Here is a 23,144-nt window from a genome sequence, read left to right as displayed (position 1 = left end):
TAAAAAGTAATCATGATTGAGTAAGGAAGTGTAGAATGAACAGAAGTTGGGTATATGTCATTATAGGCGCTATTTTAGAAGTTGCTTGGGTAACTGGTTTGGCTCATTCAACCACAATCTGGCAATGGATAGCGACGATTATTAGTGTGACGATTAGTTATGGTTTGTTTACGTTAGCTGCCAAAAATCTGCCAGTGGGAACACTATATGCAGTCTATACAGGATTAGGAACAGTTGGAACGATACTTGTAGGTATTTGGTTGTTTAATGAATCCATTTATCCATTGAAAGCTTTTTTAATGATGACTTTATTAATCGGAATTATCGGATTAAAGCTAGTAGAAGCAAAAGGCAAGTAAAAAAGGAGGACATTGAATGACGTTAGCATGGGGTGCATTATTCGTAGCAGGTTTAATTGAAATTATTGGTGTCATGAATATTAAACGCTTGGCAGATGGAAAAAAGAGCGCTCTTTTTTTTGCCATTGTTTTAATGGGAATTAGTTTGTTGTTACTTTCTTTTGCATTACAATCAATCCCAATGGGTACAGGATATGGAATTTGGACTGGAATTGGCACGGTAGGTACGACAATTGTTGGTATAGTAGTCTATAAAGATTCAAAAAGTTGGCCAAGGTTATTTTTTATTGCCTTAATCTTACTTTCAACAATTGGTTTGAAACTACTAAGTTAGAACAATAAAAAAACTTGCCAGTAGAACTAGTCTACTGGCAAGTTTTTTTATTTATACATATTTTCCAGTTACAGAGTTCGCTTGTTCTTTGATTTGTGCAGGTGGACCAGAATAAATTAGTTGTCCGCCTTTACTTCCGCCAGCAGGACCAAGATCAATAATCCAATCCGCACTTCTAATAATATCTAAATTATGTTCGATAACAATTACCGTGTTGCCTTTTTCAACAAGGGTATTCATGATATCAATAATTTTTTCAATATCAGACATGTGTAAACCTGTTGATGGTTCATCCATAATATAAATACTGCCTTTTTTATGCAACTCATTAGCTAGTTTTAACCGTTGGCATTCTCCACCAGAAAGAGTATTAAGCGACTGTCCCAGTGTTAAATAACCAATTCCAACTTCTTCAAGCGCTTGTAATTTCTTAGTTATCTTTGGAGTAGTAAAGAAATCTAAGGCTTCAGTAACCGTCATTTCTAAAACATCACTAATTGACTTTCCTTGTAAATGGTAGGTTAGAACCGTTTCTTGAAATCTTTTCCCTTGGCATGTTTCACATACCGTACGAATAGAATCCATAAAAGCTAAATCCATAGTTGTAAAACCTAAACCTTTACAATCTTCACAAGCTCCTTTTGAATTGAAGCTGAATAGAGAAGGGCTAACTTGATTAGCAGTTCCAAATTCTTTACGAATCGTATCCATAATCCCGCAATAAGTAGCAGGGTTTGAGCGACTACTAGCATGGGCAGCCGATTGGTCAATGACAATACTATCTGGATGTTCTTTTAAGAAAATATCTTCAATTAGCGTACTTTTACCAGAACCAGCTACCCCAGTTACAACAGTTAAAATACCTTTTGGAATTGTGACATCAATATTCTTAAGATTATGGAGATTGGCATGTGCAACTGAAAATCCACCAGTAGCTTTACGCGGATTACTTTTTAGTGCGAGATTTTTTTGCAAATAGTTCCCTGTTAATGTATCAGAAGTTAATAAATCAGCATAACTACCTTCAAACATAATTTCGCCACCTTTTTTACCAGCTAAAGGTCCAACATCAACGATATGATCTGCAATTTTAATGACGTCAGGATCATGTTCCACCACTAAAACGGTATTGCCTTTGTCTCGTAATTTAACAAGTAGTTCGTTTAAACGGTGAACATCTTTAGGGTGCAGACCCACACTAGGTTCATCAAAAATATAAAGTAAATCCGTTAAGCTACTACTTAAGTGACGGACCATTTTAACACGTTGAGATTCTCCACCAGATAGAGTGGTAGTTTCACGATCTAAGCTGACATAATCTAAACCGATATCAACCAGATGTTGAATGCGTTCTAGTAAGCTAGTAATTAAAGGTTTAGCAATAGGATCGGTAATTTCTGCCAGTGCGTTTAATAGTTCATCCATTTGCATTGCCAGATAATCAGCAATCGAATAGTTATTGATGCGGCAGTTTAAGGTCGCTTGAGAAAATCGGGCTCCATGGCACAATGTACAACCAGCTTCATGAGTAAAAGGAGCGACTCTTTTTTTAGTTGATTCAGCCATTTCGCCTTCTTTTTTTAAATACAGGCGATTGAATTTTTCAACTAAAGCTTCATAATTTGAGTTTAACGCACCAAAATCACTACCGAGCGTTATTTTTATATCTTTTCCATAAAGTAGCAGATTTAATTCTTCAGCTGTATAGTCGTTGATTGGTTTGTCATTGTCAAAAAATCCTGAAAGAGCATAGATTTTCCAATACCAAGAATCAACAGAAAATGTTGGAAACAGAATAGCTCCATCATTCAATGATTTCGTACGATCTAATAATTTATCGAGATTAACGGTAATCTGTTTGCCGACACCTTGGCACTCTGGACACATACCTTGTGGATCATTAAATGAAAAATAATTGGCAGTTCCAACGTAAGGGGTTCCGACTCGAGAAAATAGAAGTCTTAATAGAGGATTAATATCAGTAATTGTTCCTAATGTAGAACGGGAGTTTCCGCCTAACCGTTTTTGATCAATAATAACGGAAGTTGAAAGATTTTCAATCGAATCAGCATCAGGTTGTTGGTATTTTGGTAAAAAATTTCGTAAATAAGCACTGTAGGTTTCATTTAATTGGCGTTGAGATTCTGTTGCAATAGTCCCAAAGACGATTGATGATTTTCCAGATCCAGAAACACCAGTAAAGATGGTGATTTTTCGCTTAGGAATAGCTAAAGAGATATTTTTTAAATTATTTTCTCTAGCCCCATTTAAATAAATGTATTCTTGTGTCAATTAAACTCCCCCAATACTTTTTTTAGTAACTATATCTTTCTTTCAAATAAAAAAATAGGCATATGAAGACACAGTAAATAGGCTGTTGAGGTAAGTAACGGGTCTAATAGACGAGCAGATTGTTCAAAAAGAACGCGTAAGTGCTTTTAAAATCTATTGAACCTGAATTACAGCACTAAGTTAATGAGGCTTAGCAACAGCATGTTCACGAGCAAATTTTTTATTTTTAGAAAGGGCTTAAAGTCACGAACTAAAATAATAACAAATTGTTAAAATGAAGTCAAGGAATATAGCTAGCTAGTTTCATAATTTAAAACGAAAGTTATTCAACTAAGACTTAAGGATGATTTATGATCAAAATAGTAGTGAAAAAAATAAAAACAAGCTATAATCAAGAGCAGCTTTTATTTGGAGGGGGAGAATAATAGGATGGAAGAACGTGCTACGCCCAAAATAGGTTCATGGAAAAATTTCTTTACTTTACTGAATGACACGAAGCCCAGAAAAATATTGATTTTCTTTGGTTTATTCTTTAGTTTGATTACAACATTGATTGGTCTGGTTGTACCACTATTTACTAAAAATTTAATTGATAATTTTTCGATAGAATCTCTAAGTTGGATGGTTATTGTTGGAATCGTATTAGCTTTTATTTTTCAGGCGATTACAGATGGTGTTTCAATGTATATGCTAAGCTACATGGGACAACAAATGGTTGCTCGCTTACGTGAAAAAGTGTGGAAGAAGCTTGTCCATCTGCCAGTTTCTTATTTTGATGAAACCAAAACAGGAGAGATTGTCAGTCGCTTAATTAACGACACAACCTTAGTTAAAGATTTAATTACGCAGCATTTCCCACAGTTTGTCAGTGGAATCATTTCTATTATTGGTGCAGTCACTATTTTAATGATTATGGATTGGAAAATGACGTTAATGATGTTAATCGCAATTCCGATAACAGCGTTATTTATCACACCATTAGGATCAAAAATGGCAAAAATATCCAAAGCAACCCAAAATGAAACAGCTGATTTCACTGGAATTGTTAGTCAAACATTGGCTGAAATTCGTTTGATGAAATCATCAAGCGGTGAAGAAACTGAAATTAAAAATGGTGAAGCTGGAATTAATCGCTTATTTAAATTTGGATTAAAAGAAGCCAAACTATTTTCAATTATTGGCCCAATTATATTTTTAGTTATGATGGCGATTATTGTTGCGATTATTGTTTATGGCGGGATTAGAGTTCAAGAAGGTACACTAACAACAGGAACATTAATTGCTTTCTTACTCTATTTATTTCAAATTATTTTCCCTGTAACTTCATTTGTAACTTTCTTTACCCAATTGCAAAAAGCCAAAGGTGCAACTGAGCGAATTACTGAGATTTTAAGTATGGAAAGTGAAGACTTAGAAAAAGGCTTGGATTTTGATGTAGCTGGAAAAATGATTCAAATGAAGGATGTTTCATTTGAGTACAATCCAAACGAACCGATTTTAGCCGATATCAATTTCGAAACGAATCCTGGGGAAGTTATTGCCTTTGCAGGACCTAGTGGGTCTGGAAAAACGACTTTATTTTCTTTACTAGAAAGGTACTACTCTGTTAAAGAAGGCAGTATTGAAGTTGGGTCGACACCATTAGAATCAATTTCATTACATTCTTGGCGTCGTCAGATTGGTTATGTTTCGCAAGAAAGTGCGATGTTATCTGGCAGCATTCGAGATAATTTAACTTATGGATTGGAACAAGAATTTTCTGAAGATGAGCTTTGGAAAGTCGCTAAACTAGCATATGCCGAAACCTTCATTCGCGAGTTGCCTAAGGGGTTAGACACAGAGGTTGGCGAACGAGGAATGAAATTATCTGGGGGGCAACGGCAACGAATTTCAATTGCCAGAGCTTTCTTACGTGATCCTAAAATATTAATGCTAGATGAAGCGACTGCAAGTTTGGATAGTCAATCGGAAGGAGTTGTTCAACAGGCCTTAAGTAATCTGATGGAAGGCAGAACAACATTCGTCATTGCCCATCGCTTATCGACGATAGTCCATGCAGATAAAATTATTTTTATTGAACATGGTCGCATTACAGGTATGGGAACTCATAGTGAGCTGGTGGCTAATCACGAATTGTATCGTAGCTTTGTGGAGCACCAATTAACTTAATGGATAGTTGTATCATGTTGTGTCATGGTTTTTGTTGCTTTATCATGGTTCTTGTTGCTTTAGCAACTTAGAACCATGATACACATCCATCGAAGATGGACTGTGATCCATAAATGTTGGTTCACTAAGGTTCTTGTTGCTTTGTCATGGTTCTTGTTGCTTTAGCAACTTAGAACCATGATACACATCCATCAAAGATGAACTGTGATCCATAAATGTTGGTTTGCTTATATGTAGCATCTTTATATCGAAGCCTCTTTACATTTTTCTTATTTCTTATAAAATAGAAATAAGAAAGCATTTTTAATGAAACGAAAAATAAAATTTAAAATTGAAGAGGTGAATTTAATGAAATTTGAAAATAAAAAAGAAGAGAAAAAATATTATGAAACAGTTGCGAGTGAAGAAGAATTTTTAAAATGGTATAAGGCTCAAGATTTGCCTAAATACGAAACGCCATCTGTAACTGTGGATAACGTAATGTTTTGTTATAATCGTGAAGAAGATCAACTTAAAATGTTGTTAATCAAGCGTAAAGCGCATCCATTTAAAGATTCTTGGGCTTTACCACCTGGATTCCCGGAGACACCTAACTAGGAACAAATGCAAAACCCGTCAAATCAAGGTTTGGACAGTATTTTGAGGTTCGATTCACCTAGTTATGTGTTAAACGCATAACTAGGGAGAAATGCTTTTATATCAAGGTTTTATCCGACCTAGTTACGACTATCCGGGAATACAGGTTACCAGGAGGTTTTGTCAATCCTACAGAATCAACAAATGAAAGTTGTTTAAGAGAAACTCAAGAAGAAACCGGCGTCAAGCTAACCGAGTTAAATATTGAACAATTATATACTTTTAGTACGCCTAATCGTGATCCACGAGGATGGGTGATTACAACGAGCTATATTGCTTTTTTAAATCAAGAAGTACTGACAGCGGGGGACTATGCTAGCGATGTTAAATGGTTTAATATTGATATTGAAGGTGATCTAGTCATGCTAACTGAAGGGGATATTGTGATTCAATTAGATATCCAAAAAGAAGCAACTCTTGTCTCTAGTCAAGAACGTTTGGCTTTTGATCACGGAGAAATTATTAGTACAGCCTTTAAACGCATACGTGGAAAAATGTACTCCCAGCCTCGTGTATTAACGATTTTAGGTGAGAGTTTTACAATTACAGAGGCTAGAAAAGTCTTTGCTAAATTTTTAGGTCTAGATTATAAAAAGATCGACCATTCTAATTTTAAAAAAGATTTATTGAAATTTGTCAAAGAAGTGGATGAAAGACCGACTGGAGTTGGACGCCCATCTAAATTTTATGCTGTAGATAGTCCTTATTTGACTTAAATACAATCAAAGCCTATGGGAAATCAGAGGCTTTTTACATAGTTAGAAATTTTAAATTGTTATTTAAATCGATTTTATTAGTTATTAATAGATGTGTCTATATTTTGTTAAAAATAGATAGAAATATTTTTTTGCTCAAGGTTTTTGTTCTTTTTAAATAAGCTATATGTTATTATAGAAACATTATAAGGCTAGTAAAAGATAGAAGGCGAGAGGAGAGCGTTTTTTGTGAAAGAAGCAGACATTCGTGTAGCGATAACTGCACAAAATTATGAACTCTATTATCAGCCCAAATTTGAAAGTGTAGAGAAGAAATTAATTGGTGCTGAAGCACTTATGCGATTAAAAGTTAATGAAAAAGTGTTAAGACCAGATGACTTTATGCCAATTGTCAATGAAATGGAACAAATGGAAACGATGCAAAATTTTTTAATTCATGAAGTTGTAACGAAATTAAATTCAGAAGAGTTAGTCAATTATGATTTTTCAATTTCACTTAATATGAACTCTAGCGAATTTGTGCATAAAGAACATATGGATGAAGTTTTATTGTTTTTTAAAAATGAGTTAATAAACCCCAATAAACTAGAAATTGAGATTACGGAAAGAAGAGAATTTCCTGATTTTGATTTAGCCGTTAGCTATTTAGAAAAACTAAAAGAAACTGGGATTAAGGTCAGCTTAGATGATTTTGGTAGAGGGTTTAATTCGTTAGCCTATTTACGCATGTTGCCTATAGATGTCTTGAAAATTGATCGTGCCTTTATGAATGAAGTATTAACGGATAAGAAAGTTCAAATGATTGTTAAAGCAGTGATTCAATTAGCCCATGACTTAGACATTTTAGTATTGGCGGAAGGTATGGAAACAAAGCAACAAGTTGAGTTTATGGATCAAATGGGTTGTGACACTTATCAAGGATTCTATTTTGGTTCTCCAGTTCCGTACGCTGTATTTCAAGAAACGTGGTTGCCATTCCTTCAATAATAAATGTTTGAGAATAAAAAAGTGAAATCCTCATTGAATCAAGAGGATTTCACTTTTTTTATTTAGGACGTTTTACGGTATATTCATCAGCTAAAGTCGCATATTTATTACCAGCTAGTCGAGCGACAGGTAATAGTTTTTCTGTTAAAATATAGTCATTTTTTTGATCAAAGACAGATTCAGAAAAATGAAAATCACTCACGGCTAAAATAAATAAATCAGTAACTATTTGATCTTGCTGATTTTTTATTGGAACATACTGGTGTAATGTGGTTTCAAAACGAATTTTTGCTTCTGAAATACCAGGTACTTGAACAGAAAGGCTTGGTTCAAGTGTTAAGTTTGTTAGCTCTACTTCACTTTGGTCAGGAGCTAAAGAACGAGAGGTTTGGTTCATAACATGAATCAAACTTTCATCAACAATATGAATGACAGCTTCTTTTGTTGCAAGAAGATTTCGAGCAGAATCTTTCATTTCACCATTTTGACGTAAAATGGCAATAGAAAGTAATGGAAGTTCGTTTGAAACTCCGCTGAAAAAACTAAAAGGTGCTAAATTAACTGTTTTACCATCAGCGGTTAATGTTGTAATCCAGGCAATTGGCCTAGGAATGATGCTACCACTTAAAAACTTATATTGTTGCTTTTTTGACAGTTTATCACTTGTAAAATGAATCATACGAATTCATCCTTAGGAAATTCTTTTTTTAACCATTCTTTTGCTTTTTCTAACTCTGGATAAGTGAGTTGATGACCGGCATTTGTCCAGACCATATCAACATTTCCATCACGTTGGAGAAAGCTATCCCTTAATGTTTCAGAAGCTGATTTTGGTACAATTGGATCATTTATACCAGCTGAAAGCCAAATACTGCTAGTACTTAAATCAAATGTTGCTTCATGTTTGCCTAAGGACATTGCATGAAATAAAAGGCCTCTTTTAAAACTATTTTCTCGTTCTAAAAGCAGATGACCGGCAATATTGGCCCCGTTTGAATACCCAACAAGGACCCACTGATCAAAAGAAATCTGATATTTTTTTGAAAGTTCTTTAACCGTAGCTAGTAGTTCATCTGTTTTTAACTCCAAATTTTCTAAATCAAACTGTCCTTCAGCAAAGCGTTTAAAAAAGCGATTAGCTCCTTGTTCAGAAACAGTTCCTCTTAAAGAAAGGATAGTAGAATTTGGTGATAACTCTTCTGCGATTTTAAGCAATGAGTGTTCATCTCCACCAGTACCATGTAAAAGTAATAAAGGTGGGGCAGTAGTTAAGCCAGCTTTAAAATAATGTTCCATCAATTATTCACTCCTTTTTGTATTAAAAGGTCGGACAGCACTTTCTATATACTCGCGTTGTTCTTCCAAGAATGGCGGAAGTGATAAAGATTCACCAACTGTTTCGTAAGGTTCATCTTGCATAAATCCAGGACCATCAGTTGCAAATTCAAACAAAATTGGGCCTACTCGAACATATAAAGATTCAAAATAAAAACGATTCACATAGCCTGATTGAGGCAAGCCAAAACTATGAATGCGTTCAATCCATTCGTCTAAAACTTGACGATTTTCAACTCTGAAGGCAACGTGGTGAACATTTCCAAACCCTTCTCTAGCAGGTAATAAATCAGTTCGCTCTTCAACAATAACTTGAGCACCATTTCCTCCTTCACCAACTTCAAATAAATGGAACCCAGCCTCTGTTTCAATTTGTTTAAATCCCATAACTTCTTCAAGCATTAATTTCATTGGCTCTAAATCAGCAACTGTTAAGAAAATTGGACCTAAACCAACAATCGCAAACTCGTAAGGGACAGGACCTTTTTGCCATGGAATACCAGCTGGAACTCCATGATTGAATTCATCTGAAATCAGTTGATAATGTTGATCATCGAAATCAGAAAAGGTTAAGATTTTTTTACCAAATTTAGTCTCAATTTCGCCATGTTCAACAGAAAATTCATCAAAGCGTTTTAACCAAAAATCAATAGCGGCATCAGTTGGGACACGGAATGAAGTTCGAGAAATAGAATTTGTTCCTTTGATCCCTTTTTGAATATTCGGGAAGTCAAAGAATGTCATATCAGTACCAGCACTGCCTTTATCATCTGCAAAAAAAGTGTGGTAAGTTTGAATATCATCTTGATTGACTGTTTTTTTGACTAAGCGCATTCCTAATACTTCAGTGAAAAATTGATAATTACGTTCTGCACTACTTGTCATTGCTGTTACATGGTGTATTCCTTTTAAATTATTCATTTATAGTTCCTCCAATGTTTTTGTAATAGTTGTTCGTTTTGTTTCTAAAAAAGCAGGTAGAGCTAAATTTTCACCTAATGTGGCGAGATCTTCATCAATCAGAAAACCAGGTAGTTCAGTAGCAATTTCAATGCGAAGGCCATTTGGCTCTTTAACATATAAGCTTTTGAAATAGCCACGATCAACATACTCCTCAATCTTAAATTGATTTGCTAAAGCCGTTTGATAAAGTTCCTCTAAATCAGCAGCTGTTGCGGCACTATAGGCAATATGATCAATAGATCCACGGCCAATTCTTGACTTGGCCAACTCAGAACTTTTTTTGACAATCGTAAAGCTAGTCCTATTATTTAGTGGAAGGGTCTCAGTTGACTTAATCCCTAAATAAGTGTGTAAAAACTGATTTGTTAAAGTGGGGTTTTCTACGACTAAACTAGTTCCAGCAATTCGAATAATTTGATAGTGAGCAGGAACTGTAGAGTGCTGAGTAGCTTTTTCAGATTGGATTTGTTCGTCAGTTTCAATTAATTTAAGTTTAAAATCATCAAAATCTGTAAATTCAAGACCTTCATCATCCTGATGACTCTCAACATTAAATTGAAGCAATCGTTCCTTCCAAAATTGTAAACTACCTTTTGGGATAGCTAAATAGTTTGTTGAAAAATAATTGTTAAAATCCCTTCGTTGGCCCAATTTTGAAATTTCAAAAAAAGTGAGTAGAGTTCCAGGAGTACCCTGATAATCTCCAAAAAACAAGTGACGCATTTTTGTATTTTCCTGATTAACAGTATTTTTAACCAAACGTAAACCTAAAATTTCTGTATAAAAATAGATTGACTCTTTAGCAGATTTTGTAAAACCTGAGATATGATGGATATTGTGAACCATGAATACACCTCCTAATATAAAAACTAGCCTGATAAAAAGTTTGGTGAGCTTTTTTTAATCAATTTTTTATTTCATGATACTAAATAATTTAGTAACTTTATGAAATTATAATACTTTCTAAATAGAAGTAACTTTGTTAAAGTAAGTATATCATCAATTGAATTATTTAGCAAGGGGGACTCTAATCTAACATAAAAAAGTCCAAATCGTTTATCAAAAAACGATTTGGACTTTTTATAGAGTAGTATATTATTACCTTTTTATCGCAATACACAGACACATTCTGGTGCATAAACATCTTTTTGAATCATATTTAGCAAGCCTGTTTCACGATCTCTTGAAAAAAGAGTTAAATTATCTGAATCTTGGTGTGCAACAATCACAAAATCTTCTGTTGAATCTAGATTGAAATCACGCGGAATTTGACCTTCCGAAGCAATTAATTGAATTTGTTCAAGTGTTTTTCCTTCATTTGAAATCGAGTAAACAACAATTGAATCATGACCACGATTTGAAGCGTATAAAAATTTACCATCTGATGAAACACGAATAGCTGCTCCTCCATTAAAATCAGTAAAGTTATTTGGAATTGTTGAAATGGTTTGGATTTCAGTAAAAGCACCAGTCGTTGCATCATATCCTAAAACAATGACAACACTAGATAATTCACCAAATAAATAAGCAATTTTTCCATTTGGGTTAAAAACAAGATGACGTGGACCAGTACCAGGTGCTGCATTATAACGACTTACTTCTGTTAATTTGCCTTCAGTTGAAACAGAATAAGAATAAACACTGTCTGTTCCTAAATCGCATGCGACTACATAGTTATGATCCGGTGTTAAATCAGAATAATGAGCATGTGGGCTCGTTTGATTTTCATGAACGCTAGAACCTGTATGAGCTACAGTGTCAACTAATGTTAATGTTCCATCTTCTGCAACTTTTAAGACGCCAATTTCACCCTTATGGTAGTTTGCTGTATAAAGGAACCCTCTAGCATCATCAACACCTACATAACATGGTGGAGCACCAGCGGCAGTAACAGAGTTCACTAATTGATAAGTACCAGAAGCATCTTTTTTATAAGAAGACATGCCACCATCACCATCAACTTTAGCTACAGCATATAAAAAATCTTGATTTTTTGATAAGCCAAGATAAGTTGGACTGTCAACTTTAGCAATCAAAGTTAAGTTCTCCAATTGTTTTTTTTCTGTATCTAATGTAATTGTGTAAACCCCTTCACTTTCACGTTTTGTATAGGTTCCTAAAAATAATGTTTCTTTCATTGTTGTTTTCCCCCTTATGTTTGCGTATTCAATTCACTATTTAGTATACCATAAAAGTTAAGAAGGATAATAAAATAATCGGTCATTTAAAAAAACAATCAGGTTCAATTACCTGATTGTTTTGAATTGAATTTAGTTTATTAGCCTTTAGTAAAACGAGTAACAGTTTCAAAAATCCGTTGACATGCGTTTGTATCGCGATATTCAATTAAAAAATTCGCTTTTTGTTTGTTTTGTTTACTAATTTCAAAATGGGTTATTTGTGCAACTTCCAATAAATGCATTAAACTATCTGCATCTGTCGCGATTTCACCAGGTAATTCATTTTGGTAGCTATGATGCAAGTGAACAGCTTCATCCGAATCGACTTGTTGAAACTGTGCTTCTATTTGATAGAATAAAACAGGTTTATCTAAAAAGCTAAAATCAAAAGCCTCAGAGGCGTAATCTGTAATCATAATTTTACTCGCTTTTAACAACTCAATTAAATTCCCATCCTCTTGATAAACAAGCTTTGTAGCCAGTTTTTGAAATTCTGTAGCATACTTATTAAAGGCTGGAGGCAAAGCAATGACTAAATTTAATTGGTTCTGTTTCAAATACTCAGTAAAATCTGAGCTAGCTAGGAATGTTAAATAATTAGCAGCTAAAATATCAATAAATTCTGTTTGAAAGTGTAAACCCGTTTCATGATCCACCGGGAAAAATAGTAATTGATTTTCGATAATCATCGGTTTAGCAGGGTCAAATAGTTCGTCAAAGCGCGCCAACCCAGTAATAGCAACTTGTTCTTTAGCATAGTGTAAAACATCAGTAACTAGACGTAGTTCATTTTTTGAACTAACTAAAAATAAATCAGTTTCAAACTGCAAAGAAGAATGTCCTAAAGTTTCGATTTCGTTTTGTAAGCCGATCACTTCATTTTGTAAATAAATCTTTTTCCCACGAATAAAATTCAATAATTGCTGTGTGCGAGTTGGATAGATTTCATGCGGATGATAGGCGGTTAAAATGACTCTTGCCATAAATAAGTGCCAAATATGTTTTTTAGATTTAAAAGGTAAAATATGATCAGAACCGTATTTTTCTAATTTTTGATAATCAGGTGAAGCAGGATCAATAACATAAAAAACATTACGTTCGGGATGGTTTTCACGCATGTAACGATAAAAAGCAAAGCCATTATTATTAGCAGTATGAGGTTTTTCACCAATTACCCAAATTTTATTTTTTAAGTAAAAAGGTCGGATAAACCAAAACAACACCAACATTTCTCTAAAATAAGAAAAAACAGCTTTTTCAAAACGTGTCACACAAATAGACAAGCTTTGAGATTGAGACGTAAAGTTTGGCGCAAACGTATAACTAGTTGTTGCGTAAGAATAAAAAGCATTTTTATAGATTCCTTTTGATTTTAACGCTTTTGGATTTCCAACTCGAACAACGGTGGGTTCAAACAGCCCGTTTAAATAGACTTCAAAATACAAATCAAAATCATCATCTGGAAATTCAATTAATAGTAGTTCTTGCGCAAAATCTTTTGTATCAATTAAAATATGGTAGTCATAGTGGTATAAATGTGTACCAGATTCTAAATTATCTAACATGATATTTGAATGAATGGTCCGTTTTAGCCCAGATCGTTTACCAACCATAATGGTATCAATTCGATTAATCGCAATTGCTTTTGAACTGATTTTTCCATGGATATTTATTTTTTGTTGTTTGGTTTTTATATCTGTGATATAGCTCCCTTTAATGTAGCGTAGGCTACGAACTGGAACGTTTACAGTAAAACAAAAACCATTTGTTTTACGGCTGAAGTAGGGATAAATATCGTCTTCTCGATCTTTAAATTGGGTTAACCCGTATGAATCAAAGTGCTCAAATAAATCTAAAGAAAGAGGTTCTTCCTTATCTACCCATTGGTTATCAACAAAGTAACTGATTCCAAAATAAAATTCAAAATGTTCACGGCCACCTTGAGGAACAATCTGATGAATAAAATCAGTTAGATTAAATTGAAAAGAAAAGTTTGTTGGATCAATTTCAGTTGTAGAAAAATCGTATTTTTCTCCAGTTTCACGATGCAAAATAAAGAAGCCTTTAAAGTAAACAGGATGATCTTTGTTCAAAGTTACAGTTGTAACAATTTGATCGCCTTGTGTACGGATTGAAAAGCTTGGATGTTTCAAAATTAATTCAGTTTTGTGTCGATTTAAAAATAAATGAGAATCTTTAATAGATGATCTCAATGACATAATAGTTTCCTCCGATAGATAGCTCTTAGTAGAATAACTCAAACTTATCATAGCAGTCGCATGATAGCGTTGCAATGAATTGCTACATTTGTAAAGGAATTGTAATCTAAAAAAGACGAATAGTTGTTACTCTTTTAGTTGAACTTATGTAGAATAGTGAGTTCTACTAACAAATGGAAATCATTCTATGATAAAATAGGAAATGAAACAAATAGGCAGGAGAAAGAGGGTAAGCACGAAATGACAATTGGAACAGTAACAAGTATTGGACCACAAGCAATCAGTGAACAAGATCCAATCATTATTTTATTTGGTGAAGAAGCAACAGAGGATATCCGTCAGGTTTCTGTCATCCAAGCTTTTGAGGATGGAAGAGAAATGATTGAATTAAAAAAAGGACAAACCATTAAGTTTGATAATCAGTCTTATACAATTGAAGCGGTAGGTTCTTTGGCCGTAGATAATTTAAATAGCATCGGGCATATTACGTTAAGTTTTACTGAAGTTCCAGCAGAGGATATGTTAGGGAATGGAATTTACCTGAGTCCACAAGAACTTCCAACGATTTCAGTTGGTACAAAAATCAGTTACGAAGCGTAAACTACTTTTGCGAATCAATAAACTTTTTATCAAGGCCAGTTCTTATGAGCCAGGCCTTCGGAAAAAAGATAAATTCCCAAAAAAGTAAAAAGCCACTTTTCTTGGAATTCTCTATTTTTCTGCCAGGCCTAAACGGCTCAATAAACTTTTTATTAGGCCAGTTCTTATGAGCCAACTCTTCAAGAAAAAGATAAAAATTCGAGAAGACAAAAAGCGTCCTATCAATTTTTCCTATTTTCTTGCCAGAGCTAACCGGCTCAACAAACTTTTTATTAGGCCAGTTCTTATGAGTCAACTCTTCGAGAAAAAGATAAAAATTCGAGAGGACAAAAAACGTCCTATCAATTTTTCCTATTTTCTTGCCAGAGTTAACCGGCTCAACAAACTTTTTATTCAAGGAGGAGTTTAAGATGGAAGATTTAGATCAGAAGACTGAAAAACGCAAGAACTTCTCTTGGTTTTGGCGTTGGTTTTTAAACAATAAATTTGTTACAGTTCTGTTGGTAAATTTATTAATTCTATTAAATATTTTTGTTTTATCCAAAATGGGTTATCTATTTCAACCAATCGGTAGTTTTTTTAGTGTGATTGGGTTGCCCATTATTATGGCTGGAATATTGTATTATTTGATTAATCCATTGGTTGACTGGCTCGAAAGCAAAAAAATTCCTAGAGTTTTTGGAATCACGATTGTCTTTATTATTATCTTAGGTTTAATTGTTTGGGGAGTAGCTATTTTAATTCCATTGATGCAAAAACAAACCATGAGTTTTATTACAAACTGGCCCTCATACTGGGAAAGAGCCAATAGCGAACTTGACAACTTGCTGAGAAGTGACTTGTTTTCTCAGTTGCAAGATCAATTATCTAGCACAAATGGAGACATTGTTAAGTCTGTAACTGGACAATTAAATTCAATGCTTAATTCAACTGTAAATGGTTTAGGTAGTGTGGTAGGTGCTGTTACTAACGTTGTTATTGCCGTGGTTACAATGCCATTTATTTTATTTTATCTTTTAAAAGATGGGAAGAACTTGCCTCATCATTTAATGAAATTTGTTCCTACTAAATTACGTGATACAACATTTAGATTATTGACAGATATGAATACTCAAATTAGCCAATACATTCGTGGTCAACTAATTGTTGCTTTTTTTGTAGCAATTATGTTCATGGCTGGATATGCTATTGTTGGTTTAGAGTATGCAGTGACATTAGGTATTTTAGCTGGATTCTTAAATCTAGTTCCTTATTTAGGTTCATTTTTAGCAATGGTTCCAGCTGTGATTATTGCCTTAGTCGATTCACCAGAAATGCTGATTAAAGTCATGATTATTTTTGTTATTGAACAAACGATAGAAGGTCGAGTTATTTCACCGCAAGTTCTAGGAAGCAACTTAGAGGTTCATCCAGTTACGATTATTATCGTTTTACTAACAGCAGGAAAATTATTTGGAATTCCTGGAGTTATTCTAGGTATACCAGGTTATGCTGTCTTGAAAGTGTTGTTAACGTATATTTTCAACTGGTATAAAGAAGTTTCTGGATTGTATCACCATGATTATAACCCCGCCCCATTGCCTGACAGTGGAGTCAAAAATGAAAAATCTGAAAGTTAAATAAAAAAATGAACGGTTCACTATATTGTGAGCCGTTCATTTTTTTATTTATTAGAATGTTTGAGCTAGATCTTTCGCTGCTGCGAAACCTTCAGCCATAATAGCTGGTGCATGTTCTGGATCATGATCCATTCCCTCAACAGCAAGTTGGTGATAGTCAGTAACTCCAATAAAGTTGAAAATCATTTTTAAATATTGGCTAGCAGGATCTTGGCCTTTATAAACACCGCCACTTGATTGGATGTGTAAGACTTTTTTATCCGTCACTAAGCCAACAGGGCCTTCAGCAGTATATTTGAAAGTTTTTCCTGCTACATTGACAGTGTCAATCCAGGCTTTCAAACGAGTTGGAACATTTAAATTCCATAGTGGATTAGCAATAATGACTTTATCAGCGTCTAAGAATAATTCAGTAAGTTCATTAAAACGTGAAACTTTATCTTGTTGTTCTTGAGACAACGTTTCAAATTCAGTACCTGTACGTAATGCATCCCAAGCTGCTAGTATGTCTAAATCAATTTCTGGAATGAATGATGTATACAAATTGATTTCATTGATGTGGTCAAAGTGATTTTTTTCTTTATAAGCTGTGATAAATGTATCAACAACTTGCATAGAACGTGATACTTCTCCTGTTAATGGATGTGCTTTAATAACTAATACTTTACTCATTTTATAAAAACCTCTTTCATATTTTAAATAATTACAAGAACTATCTTACCAAAAGTAAGTATTGAAAACAAGATTAAATCTAAAAAAATAAATTATTTTACTGAGCTATCTAAAAAAATGTAATAGTTTTCATTCGCTTTATACAGCTAATCGTTAAAAACAGGTGCTTTTTTTCTAGAAATCAGGTGAAAAATATGTTGTTTTTCTCTTGCAATGTGACAGTGCGTCATATATAATGACAAAGTGTCATATGACGGAGTGTCACTTATGGAGAAAGCATGGTACTCTAGTCATTTCCAATCTTTAAATAGAAACTTATAGATTGAATAACTTAAAAGATTAACAATGAAAGGAGAACGTAAGATGCCAACTCAAACATTTTTTAACTTACCCATTGATAAGCAAAAGCGATTACTAGATGCAGCGTCAACAGAATTTTCTAGAGTTCCATTAACAGAAGCATCAATTAACAATATTATTAAGCTAGCAGAGATTTCGAGAGGCAGCTTTTATCAATATTTTAAAGATAAAGAAGATTTGTATTATTATTTTTTTGCGACTTTAAAACAAGACAGTAAAAAAATGTTGGAAGACTGTTTAAAAGAAGCTAATGGTGACTTGTTTTTAGGATACCAAAATTATTTTCCTAAGATGCTAACGATGATTACTGAAGACAAACAAGCGTCATTTTTTAAACATATGTTTTTGCATATGGACTATCGGACAAGTCGCGAAGTTACGCCTGAAGCTATGAAGAAAAGAGAGTGCGAACACAAAAAAGATCGACATCATAATCATTTTGCTGATTTTGTTAATGCGGATTTACTGAAAATTGATTCAGATGAAGATTTTCATTCACTGTTTAAAGTGATGATGACCTTTTTATTTCAAACAATTGGCGATGCTTTTGCAAAAGAATTACCAAGGGATGAAGTAATTGCTAGTTTTAATAAAAAATTGTTTTGGTTACGTGATGGTGTCTACGTAAAAAGCGAGGGAGAGAAGTAGAAATTTAAATGAATAATGAAGATGAACAAGAAAGAAAGGAATGAAAAGAATGTTAAAATTAGCCAAACGAATGTCTTTCTGGGCAGTAGCTGGGGCCGTTGTATTTATGATTATTCAAGTGGTTAGTGATTTATACTTACCAACCTTAACGGCAGATATTATTAATAATGGAGTTGCTAAAGGAGATACAGATTATATTTGGTCTGTTGGTTTTAAAATGCTTGGTTTCTCATTAATTAGTATTGCTGCCGCAACTGGAAATGTATTTTTAGCTGCCAGACAATCACAAAAATTAGGGAAAACATTACGAAGCGAAATTTATACTAAAGTAACAAATTTTTCAAATGATGAAATTGACGAAATTGGAACAGCTTCTTTAATTACTCGGACAACCAATGATGTCATTCAAATCCAAAATGTAGTCATGATGTTTTTACGCATGATGATTATGGCACCAATTATGTTAATAGGAGCTAGTTTTTTAGCTTACAGTAAAGATGGTCAATTAACACAAATTTTCTTATATGTTTTACCAATCTTAGCTATTTTTATTGGTGTGGTAATGTTCTTTGCTGTACCACTGTTTAAAGCAATTCAAAAGAAAACCGATAAACTAAACTTGGTTTTCCGTGAAGGTTTAACAGGTATTCGGGTGATTCGTGCGTTTAATCGCAGTAAATCTGAAACTGAGCGCTTTGCAGAAGCCAATAAAGATTTTATGGATACATCAATTAAAGTAAATACAATTATGAGTCTGATGTTACCAGTTATGACCTTTATCATGAGTGGGACTAATATTGCCATCATTTGGTTTGGTGGTCAATATATTGGAAATGGGACCTTAGAGGTTGGTAATTTACTTGCCTTTATGACCTACGCAATGCAAATTTTAATGAGCTTTATGATGTTGTCAATGGTATTTATCTTTATTCCAAGAGGACAAGCTTCAGCAGTACGGATTAATGAAGTCTTAAATATGGATAGTAAAATTAAAGATCCTGAAAATCCAGCTAAATTACCAGCTGAAAAACAAGGTACATTAGACTTTAATCATGTTGATTTCAGATATACAGGTGCTGAAAATCTAGCTTTGAAAGATATTGATTTCCATGGCAAGAACGGACAAACTATTGCCATTATTGGTGGAACTGGATCAGGAAAATCAACATTGTCTAATTTACTAGGTCGTTTCTATGATGTTGAAAATGGATCCATTGAGATTAATGGCGTCGATATTCGTCAAATGAAACAACAGGACTTAAGAGATGCTGTCGGATATGTACCTCAAAAAGCGATGCTTTTCACTGGAACAATTCGTGAAAACTTAAAATACGGAAACCCAGATGCTACTGATGAAGAACTATGGCATGCATTAGAAATTGCGCAATCGAAAAATTTTGTTGCTGCGATGCCTGAAGGTTTAGATTCATATGTAGAACAGGGTGGAGGCAACTTTTCCGGTGGACAAAAACAACGTCTCTGTATTGCTAGAGCATTAGTCAAAAAAGCAGATATTTATGTCTTTGATGATTCATTCTCAGCGTTAGATTTCAAGACTGATGCTGCTTTAAGAAAAGCATTAAAACCAGAAACTAGAGAATCTGTGGTTGTTTTAGTTGCACAACGAATTAGTACTGTAATTGATGCGGACATTATTTTAGTATTAGATGAGGGCCAATTAGTTGGACAAGGAACTCATGAAGATTTAAAAGCTACAAATGAAACCTATCAAGAGATTATTAATTCTCAATTGAGAGGGGAGGAAATCTAAGATGAGTGATAAAAATGTAAGTCAACCAAAAGGCGGACAAGGAAGAGGTCCAATGGGCGGCGGACCAGGTGCGCGAATGCCAGTTCAAAAAGCTAAGAATTTTTGGCCTACCATTAAACGTTTATTCGGTTATATGTCGAAACGTTCCATTGCGATTATTGCTGTTTTCGTCTTAGCTATTACCGCAACTGTTTTTCAAATTAGAACACCTAAAATCTTAGGTGAAGCAACAACTTTAATTTTTGAAGGAGTTCAAAAAGGATTTATCCAACGCCAAGCAGGGATAGAAGTGGATAAATTACCGATTGACTATGATAAAATTGCTTCGATTCTTTTAGTTGTTGGGATTATGTATGTAGCATCAGCTCTCTTCAGCTTTTTGCAACAATTTATAATGACTCGTGTCTCACAAAGAACAGTTTATGAGTTGCGTCGTGATTTAAAAGGAAAAATGAATACTGTACCAATGGAATATTTTGACACTCATTCTAACGGAGATGTAATGTCTCGTGCGGTTAATGATATGGATAATATTTCCAATACACTGCAACAAAGTTTGACCCAGTTAGTAACAAGTATTGTCACCTTTTTCGGTGTTTTATATATGATGTTAACGATTAGCTGGCAGTTAACATTAGTTGCTGTGGCAACTGTTCCATTAAGCTTAATTGTAGTTGGAATTGTCGCACCAAAATCACAACGATTCTTTGCTTCACAACAAAAAAGCTTAGGTTTGTTAAATAATCAAATTGAAGAAACCTATAGTGGCCATGTTGTCGTGAAAAGTTTTAATCGTGAAGCAGCATCTATTGAAACTTTTGAAAAAGAAAATGAAGTACTATTCAAATCTTCTTGGAAAGCCCAATTTATTTCAGGTTTAATCATGCCTTTAATGAATTTTATCAAAAATTTAGGTTATATATTTGTTGCTGTTCTTGGTGGGATTAAGGTAGCTGATGGTTCAATGACTTTAGGGAATGTACAAGCGTTCCTACAATATACCAATCAATTTTCACAACCAATTACACAATTAGCGAACTTAATGAATACAATTCAATCAACAGTGGCTTCGGCTGAACGTGTTTTTGAAGTCTTAGATGAAAAAGATATGGACAATTCTCCTTCTGGTATTGAACCAATTCCAAATTCACCTTATAAAATCAGTTTTGATCATGTTCAATTTGGATATGGCGAAGGTACGGATGATTTATTAATGAAAGATTTCAATTTAGATGTGAAAGAAGGTCAAATGGTTGCGATTGTTGGACCAACTGGAGCCGGAAAATCAACATTAATTAATTTATTGGAACGTTTTTATGATGTTAAGGGCGGAAGTATTAAATTTAATGGGATAGATACCCGTGATTTTTCAAGAGAAGAGTTACGTAGCCATTTTGCCATGGTATTACAAGATACTTGGCTATTTAATGGATCCATTTATGACAATATTAAATATGGTAATGAGAAAAAAGAAGCAGATGATTTTGTTGTAGAAGCTGCTGTGGCAGCCCATGTAGATGATTTTGTTCGTAAATTACCACATGGTTACGATACAATTTTAAATGAAGATGCAAGTAATATTTCTCAAGGTCAACGTCAATTAATTACAATTGCTAGAGCATTCTTAGTTGATCCAGAAGTATTAATTTTAGATGAAGCGACTTCAAGTGTCGATACTCGGACTGAAGTGTTGATTCAAAAAGCAATGCGTAAGTTATTACAAGGACGAACAAGTTTCGTAGTCGCTCATCGCTTATCTACCATACGTGATGCAGATAATATCATTGTGATGGATAAAGGTTCCGTTGTTGAAACAGGAACCCACGATGAACTAATGGAAAAAGCCGGTTTCTATGCTGACTTATATAATAGTCAATTTTCAGAAGAAGCCGTTAGTTAAGTAAATAGAAAGCTAGTTAGAATGGACATTCATTCTAGCTAGCTTTTTTAGGTTGTGCTAAAATAAGGAATATAGGAAAGGCTAGTTTTGTGAGCCAGGCCTAACCGGCTCAACAAACTTTTTTTTAAAGTAGAGGAGGAATAAATAAATGACAGAGTACCGAATAATTACACCTGAATATAAAGAAGAAATGTTTGAATTAGCTAAATATGCATTTAACATCCCCATTACAGAGAACTTAAAAAATCAATTTAATTTGATTTTTGATAACTCCATTTCAGTTGGCGCATTTCAAGAGACTGGCACTTTAAGTGGACAAGTGATGATTACGGCTTATGAAGTTTATCTTCACAAGCAAGTTTATAAAATGGGAGGTATTGGTTTAGTGGCCAACTACCCAGAATATCGTGGAGATGGGGATATTGCTTCTCTAATGAAGCTCGCTCTAAAAACTATGAATGAAAAAGAAGATGATCTTTCTTATTTAGCTCCATTTTTATATAGTTTTTACCGTAAATATGGCTATGAACATGCCTTTGACCAAGTAAAATTAACTTTAACACCAGATGAATTGCCCAAAGCTCATAAACAAAAAGGAACAATGAAGCGAGTGGATTGGAAAACTGGGAGTCATGAGTTAAAAAAACTATATCAAATGTACCAGAAAGATTCTATCGGACCAGTTCGCAGAGCGGATTGGTGGTGGAGCTATAATTATGACTATAATCAAGAGCTTAAAATAGCTATTTATTATAATCCAGAAAATCAGCCTTATGGCTATTTAACTTACGAAACAGATGGTCAAAACAAAACCTTTAGAATCAAAGAATTAGTTTATTTAGATTACCATGCTTATGATGCTTTATGGGGATTTATAGCGTCACATAACGGGAGCTTTAGCTATTTTGAGTACAGTGCTGGGATTAATCAAAATCAATCCTATTTGTTAAGTAATCCACGTATTAAACAAGAAATTATCCCTTCTATGATGGCGAGAATTGTTAATATGAAACGATTTATTGAGAAATTTAACTTTATATCTGAGATAGACAGCCCACTTTATTTAAAAGTAAAAGATGAAGTTGCTCCTTGGAATGATGGGTTATGGAAATTAGAAATAAAATCGGGACAAACTAGTTTAACAGAAGTTGCAAATGAACCTGAAGAAGGCTTAGAAAATCAGCTATTAACCGGTGATATTGGTGCTTGGACTCAAGTATTTATGAATTATCGTTCTTTAAATGAATTGCATTTCTTTAATCGTATTGAAGGATCTGAAGCTGCAGTTCAAACGTTAGCTGCTCAATTACCTGATGGAAGTCCAACCTTATATGACTATTTTTAATGAACTGAAAAATAGAATAAAAAAAGAATCGTTGAAAAA

At 33.9% G+C, this 23,144-nt stretch carries 20 protein-coding genes and 1 pseudogene; 12 read left to right on the top strand and 9 right to left on the bottom strand.

All coding sequences use genetic code 11. From position 1 onward, the window contains the following. The first annotated feature begins 35 nt into the window (after nucleotides 1–35). A complete protein-coding gene (locus BR77_RS07555) occupies nucleotides 36–359 on the top strand; it encodes a DMT family transporter (protein ID WP_010053248.1) in 324 nt (107 codons plus the stop codon). 16 nt (nucleotides 360–375) lie between these two features. Further along, the gene (locus tag BR77_RS07550; protein ID WP_016356338.1) at nucleotides 376–693 is read left to right on the top strand and encodes a DMT family transporter; all 318 of its coding nucleotides are present in this window, start codon (nucleotides 376–378) and stop codon (nucleotides 691–693) included. A gap of 51 nt (nucleotides 694–744) precedes the next feature. Here the strand turns inward: BR77_RS07550 and BR77_RS07545 are convergent, their stop codons facing one another. Continuing rightward, the gene (locus BR77_RS07545; RefSeq protein WP_015075661.1) at nucleotides 745–2,985 is read right to left on the bottom strand and encodes an ATP-binding cassette domain-containing protein; all 2,241 of its coding nucleotides are present in this window, start codon (nucleotides 2,983–2,985) and stop codon (nucleotides 745–747) included. A 429-nt stretch (nucleotides 2,986–3,414) separates the two neighbouring features. Between BR77_RS07545 and BR77_RS07540 the strand changes: the two genes are divergently transcribed. The 4 genes and pseudogenes from BR77_RS07540 (at nucleotide 3,415) to BR77_RS07525 (ending at nucleotide 7,493) form a co-directional block, all read left to right on the top strand. Next, entirely contained in the window at nucleotides 3,415–5,154 is a 1,740-nt protein-coding gene (locus BR77_RS07540) for an ABC transporter ATP-binding protein (RefSeq protein ID WP_035064464.1), read from the top strand. A 348-nt stretch (nucleotides 5,155–5,502) separates the two neighbouring features. Continuing rightward, nucleotides 5,503–5,715 (top strand): annotated as a pseudogene (locus BR77_RS07535) (NUDIX hydrolase); the annotation flags it as partial. A gap of 113 nt (nucleotides 5,716–5,828) precedes the next feature. Further along, nucleotides 5,829–6,506 carry an NUDIX hydrolase gene (locus BR77_RS07530; RefSeq protein WP_307781484.1) on the top strand — a complete coding sequence of 226 codons (678 nt, stop codon included), beginning with the start codon at nucleotides 5,829–5,831 and terminating at the stop codon, nucleotides 6,504–6,506. A 228-nt stretch (nucleotides 6,507–6,734) separates the two neighbouring features. Beyond that, entirely contained in the window at nucleotides 6,735–7,493 is a 759-nt protein-coding gene (locus tag BR77_RS07525) for an EAL domain-containing protein (RefSeq protein ID WP_015075664.1), read from the top strand. A gap of 58 nt (nucleotides 7,494–7,551) precedes the next feature. Here BR77_RS07525 and BR77_RS07520 read toward each other — a convergent pair whose 3' ends face one another. The 6 genes from BR77_RS07520 to BR77_RS07495 all read right to left on the bottom strand — a co-directional run bounded on the left by BR77_RS07520 (nucleotide 7,552) and on the right by BR77_RS07495 (nucleotide 14,190). Continuing rightward, nucleotides 7,552–8,172: a flavin reductase family protein gene (locus BR77_RS07520; RefSeq protein WP_015075665.1), complete on the bottom strand. Its 621-nt coding sequence runs from the start codon at nucleotides 8,170–8,172 to the stop codon at nucleotides 7,552–7,554. Next, a complete protein-coding gene (locus BR77_RS07515; RefSeq protein WP_015075666.1) occupies nucleotides 8,169–8,789 on the bottom strand; it encodes an alpha/beta hydrolase in 621 nt (206 codons plus the stop codon). The genes BR77_RS07520 and BR77_RS07515 overlap by 4 nt, the downstream gene beginning before the upstream one ends. A gap of 3 nt (nucleotides 8,790–8,792) precedes the next feature. Continuing rightward, nucleotides 8,793–9,749, bottom strand: coding sequence for a ring-cleaving dioxygenase (locus BR77_RS07510; RefSeq protein ID WP_015075667.1), 957 nt, complete (start codon nucleotides 9,747–9,749; stop codon nucleotides 8,793–8,795). Beyond that, on the bottom strand, nucleotides 9,750–10,637 hold the full coding sequence (locus BR77_RS07505) for a glyoxalase/bleomycin resistance/extradiol dioxygenase family protein (protein WP_015075668.1): 888 nt from the start codon (nucleotides 10,635–10,637) through the stop codon (nucleotides 9,750–9,752). It lies immediately after the preceding gene. Nucleotides 10,638–10,897: 260 nt separating this feature from the next. Further along, nucleotides 10,898–11,929 carry a lactonase family protein gene (locus BR77_RS07500; protein WP_035064461.1) on the bottom strand — a complete coding sequence of 344 codons (1,032 nt, stop codon included), beginning with the start codon at nucleotides 11,927–11,929 and terminating at the stop codon, nucleotides 10,898–10,900. A gap of 140 nt (nucleotides 11,930–12,069) precedes the next feature. Continuing rightward, nucleotides 12,070–14,190, bottom strand: a complete 2,121-nt coding sequence (locus BR77_RS07495; RefSeq protein ID WP_015075670.1) for a CDP-glycerol glycerophosphotransferase family protein — start codon at nucleotides 14,188–14,190, stop codon at nucleotides 12,070–12,072. Between the two features lie 240 nt (nucleotides 14,191–14,430). On the opposite strand from BR77_RS07495, the gene BR77_RS07490 reads away from it, so the two are divergent. Further along, the gene (locus BR77_RS07490) at nucleotides 14,431–14,790 is read left to right on the top strand and encodes a PTS glucitol/sorbitol transporter subunit IIA (RefSeq protein ID WP_010054615.1); all 360 of its coding nucleotides are present in this window, start codon (nucleotides 14,431–14,433) and stop codon (nucleotides 14,788–14,790) included. A gap of 1 nt (nucleotide 14,791) precedes the next feature. On the opposite strand, the gene BR77_RS19055 is transcribed toward BR77_RS07490, so the two are convergent. Next, on the bottom strand, nucleotides 14,792–15,187 hold the full coding sequence (locus BR77_RS19055; RefSeq protein WP_035064458.1) for a hypothetical protein: 396 nt from the start codon (nucleotides 15,185–15,187) through the stop codon (nucleotides 14,792–14,794). A 13-nt stretch (nucleotides 15,188–15,200) separates the two neighbouring features. Here BR77_RS19055 and BR77_RS07480 point away from each other — a divergent pair, with 13 nt between their 5' ends. Next, nucleotides 15,201–16,409: an AI-2E family transporter gene (locus BR77_RS07480; RefSeq protein ID WP_015075672.1), complete on the top strand. Its 1,209-nt coding sequence runs from the start codon at nucleotides 15,201–15,203 to the stop codon at nucleotides 16,407–16,409. Between the two features lie 51 nt (nucleotides 16,410–16,460). Here BR77_RS07480 and BR77_RS07475 read toward each other — a convergent pair whose 3' ends face one another. Next, a complete protein-coding gene (locus tag BR77_RS07475) occupies nucleotides 16,461–17,081 on the bottom strand; it encodes an FMN-dependent NADH-azoreductase (RefSeq protein ID WP_010049465.1) in 621 nt (206 codons plus the stop codon). A gap of 363 nt (nucleotides 17,082–17,444) precedes the next feature. Between BR77_RS07475 and BR77_RS07470 the strand changes: the two genes are divergently transcribed. The 4 genes from BR77_RS07470 (at nucleotide 17,445) to BR77_RS07455 (ending at nucleotide 23,105) form a co-directional block, all read left to right on the top strand. After that, complete coding sequence (locus tag BR77_RS07470) at nucleotides 17,445–18,089, top strand: TetR/AcrR family transcriptional regulator (protein ID WP_010049470.1); 645 nt, start codon at nucleotides 17,445–17,447, stop codon at nucleotides 18,087–18,089. 49 nt (nucleotides 18,090–18,138) lie between these two features. Next, the gene (locus tag BR77_RS07465; protein ID WP_010049471.1) at nucleotides 18,139–19,860 is read left to right on the top strand and encodes an ABC transporter ATP-binding protein; all 1,722 of its coding nucleotides are present in this window, start codon (nucleotides 18,139–18,141) and stop codon (nucleotides 19,858–19,860) included. A 1-nt stretch (nucleotide 19,861) separates the two neighbouring features. Continuing rightward, nucleotides 19,862–21,760, top strand: a complete 1,899-nt coding sequence (locus BR77_RS07460; protein ID WP_015075673.1) for an ABC transporter ATP-binding protein — start codon at nucleotides 19,862–19,864, stop codon at nucleotides 21,758–21,760. A 148-nt stretch (nucleotides 21,761–21,908) separates the two neighbouring features. Continuing rightward, nucleotides 21,909–23,105: a GNAT family N-acetyltransferase gene (locus BR77_RS07455; protein ID WP_015075674.1), complete on the top strand. Its 1,197-nt coding sequence runs from the start codon at nucleotides 21,909–21,911 to the stop codon at nucleotides 23,103–23,105. Nucleotides 23,106–23,144 lie beyond the last annotated feature (39 nt).

Origin of the sequence: Carnobacterium maltaromaticum DSM 20342 (genome assembly GCF_000744945.1) — a bacterium.
GTDB classification, from domain to species: Bacteria; Bacillota; Bacilli; order Lactobacillales; family Carnobacteriaceae; genus Carnobacterium; species Carnobacterium maltaromaticum.
The sequence above is the reverse complement of the archived record's forward strand: the minus strand, read 5'-3'. Positions and strand labels throughout refer to the sequence as shown.

What these genes read in the sequence shown, in the direction of transcription:
- BR77_RS07555 (WP_010053248.1), top strand. Translation starts at nt 36, where the DNA reads ATGAACAGAAGTTGGGTATATGTCATTATAGGCGCTATTTTAGAAGTT.
- BR77_RS07495 (WP_015075670.1), bottom strand. Translation starts at nt 14,190, where the DNA reads ATGTCATTGAGATCATCTATTAAAGATTCTCATTTATTTTTAAATCGA.
- BR77_RS07520 (WP_015075665.1), bottom strand. Translation starts at nt 8,172, where the DNA reads ATGATTCATTTTACAAGTGATAAACTGTCAAAAAAGCAACAATATAAG.
- BR77_RS07510 (WP_015075667.1), bottom strand. Translation starts at nt 9,749, where the DNA reads ATGAATAATTTAAAAGGAATACACCATGTAACAGCAATGACAAGTAGT.
- BR77_RS07550 (WP_016356338.1), top strand. Translation starts at nt 376, where the DNA reads ATGACGTTAGCATGGGGTGCATTATTCGTAGCAGGTTTAATTGAAATT.
- BR77_RS07500 (WP_035064461.1), bottom strand. Translation starts at nt 11,929, where the DNA reads ATGAAAGAAACATTATTTTTAGGAACCTATACAAAACGTGAAAGTGAA.
- BR77_RS07470 (WP_010049470.1), top strand. Translation starts at nt 17,445, where the DNA reads ATGCCAACTCAAACATTTTTTAACTTACCCATTGATAAGCAAAAGCGA.
- BR77_RS07540 (WP_035064464.1), top strand. Translation starts at nt 3,415, where the DNA reads ATGGAAGAACGTGCTACGCCCAAAATAGGTTCATGGAAAAATTTCTTT.
- BR77_RS07490 (WP_010054615.1), top strand. Translation starts at nt 14,431, where the DNA reads ATGACAATTGGAACAGTAACAAGTATTGGACCACAAGCAATCAGTGAA.
- BR77_RS07455 (WP_015075674.1), top strand. Translation starts at nt 21,909, where the DNA reads ATGACAGAGTACCGAATAATTACACCTGAATATAAAGAAGAAATGTTT.
- BR77_RS07505 (WP_015075668.1), bottom strand. Translation starts at nt 10,637, where the DNA reads ATGGTTCACAATATCCATCATATCTCAGGTTTTACAAAATCTGCTAAA.
- BR77_RS07460 (WP_015075673.1), top strand. Translation starts at nt 19,862, where the DNA reads ATGAGTGATAAAAATGTAAGTCAACCAAAAGGCGGACAAGGAAGAGGT.
- BR77_RS07480 (WP_015075672.1), top strand. Translation starts at nt 15,201, where the DNA reads ATGGAAGATTTAGATCAGAAGACTGAAAAACGCAAGAACTTCTCTTGG.
- BR77_RS07465 (WP_010049471.1), top strand. Translation starts at nt 18,139, where the DNA reads ATGTTAAAATTAGCCAAACGAATGTCTTTCTGGGCAGTAGCTGGGGCC.
- BR77_RS07475 (WP_010049465.1), bottom strand. Translation starts at nt 17,081, where the DNA reads ATGAGTAAAGTATTAGTTATTAAAGCACATCCATTAACAGGAGAAGTA.
- BR77_RS07515 (WP_015075666.1), bottom strand. Translation starts at nt 8,789, where the DNA reads ATGGAACATTATTTTAAAGCTGGCTTAACTACTGCCCCACCTTTATTA.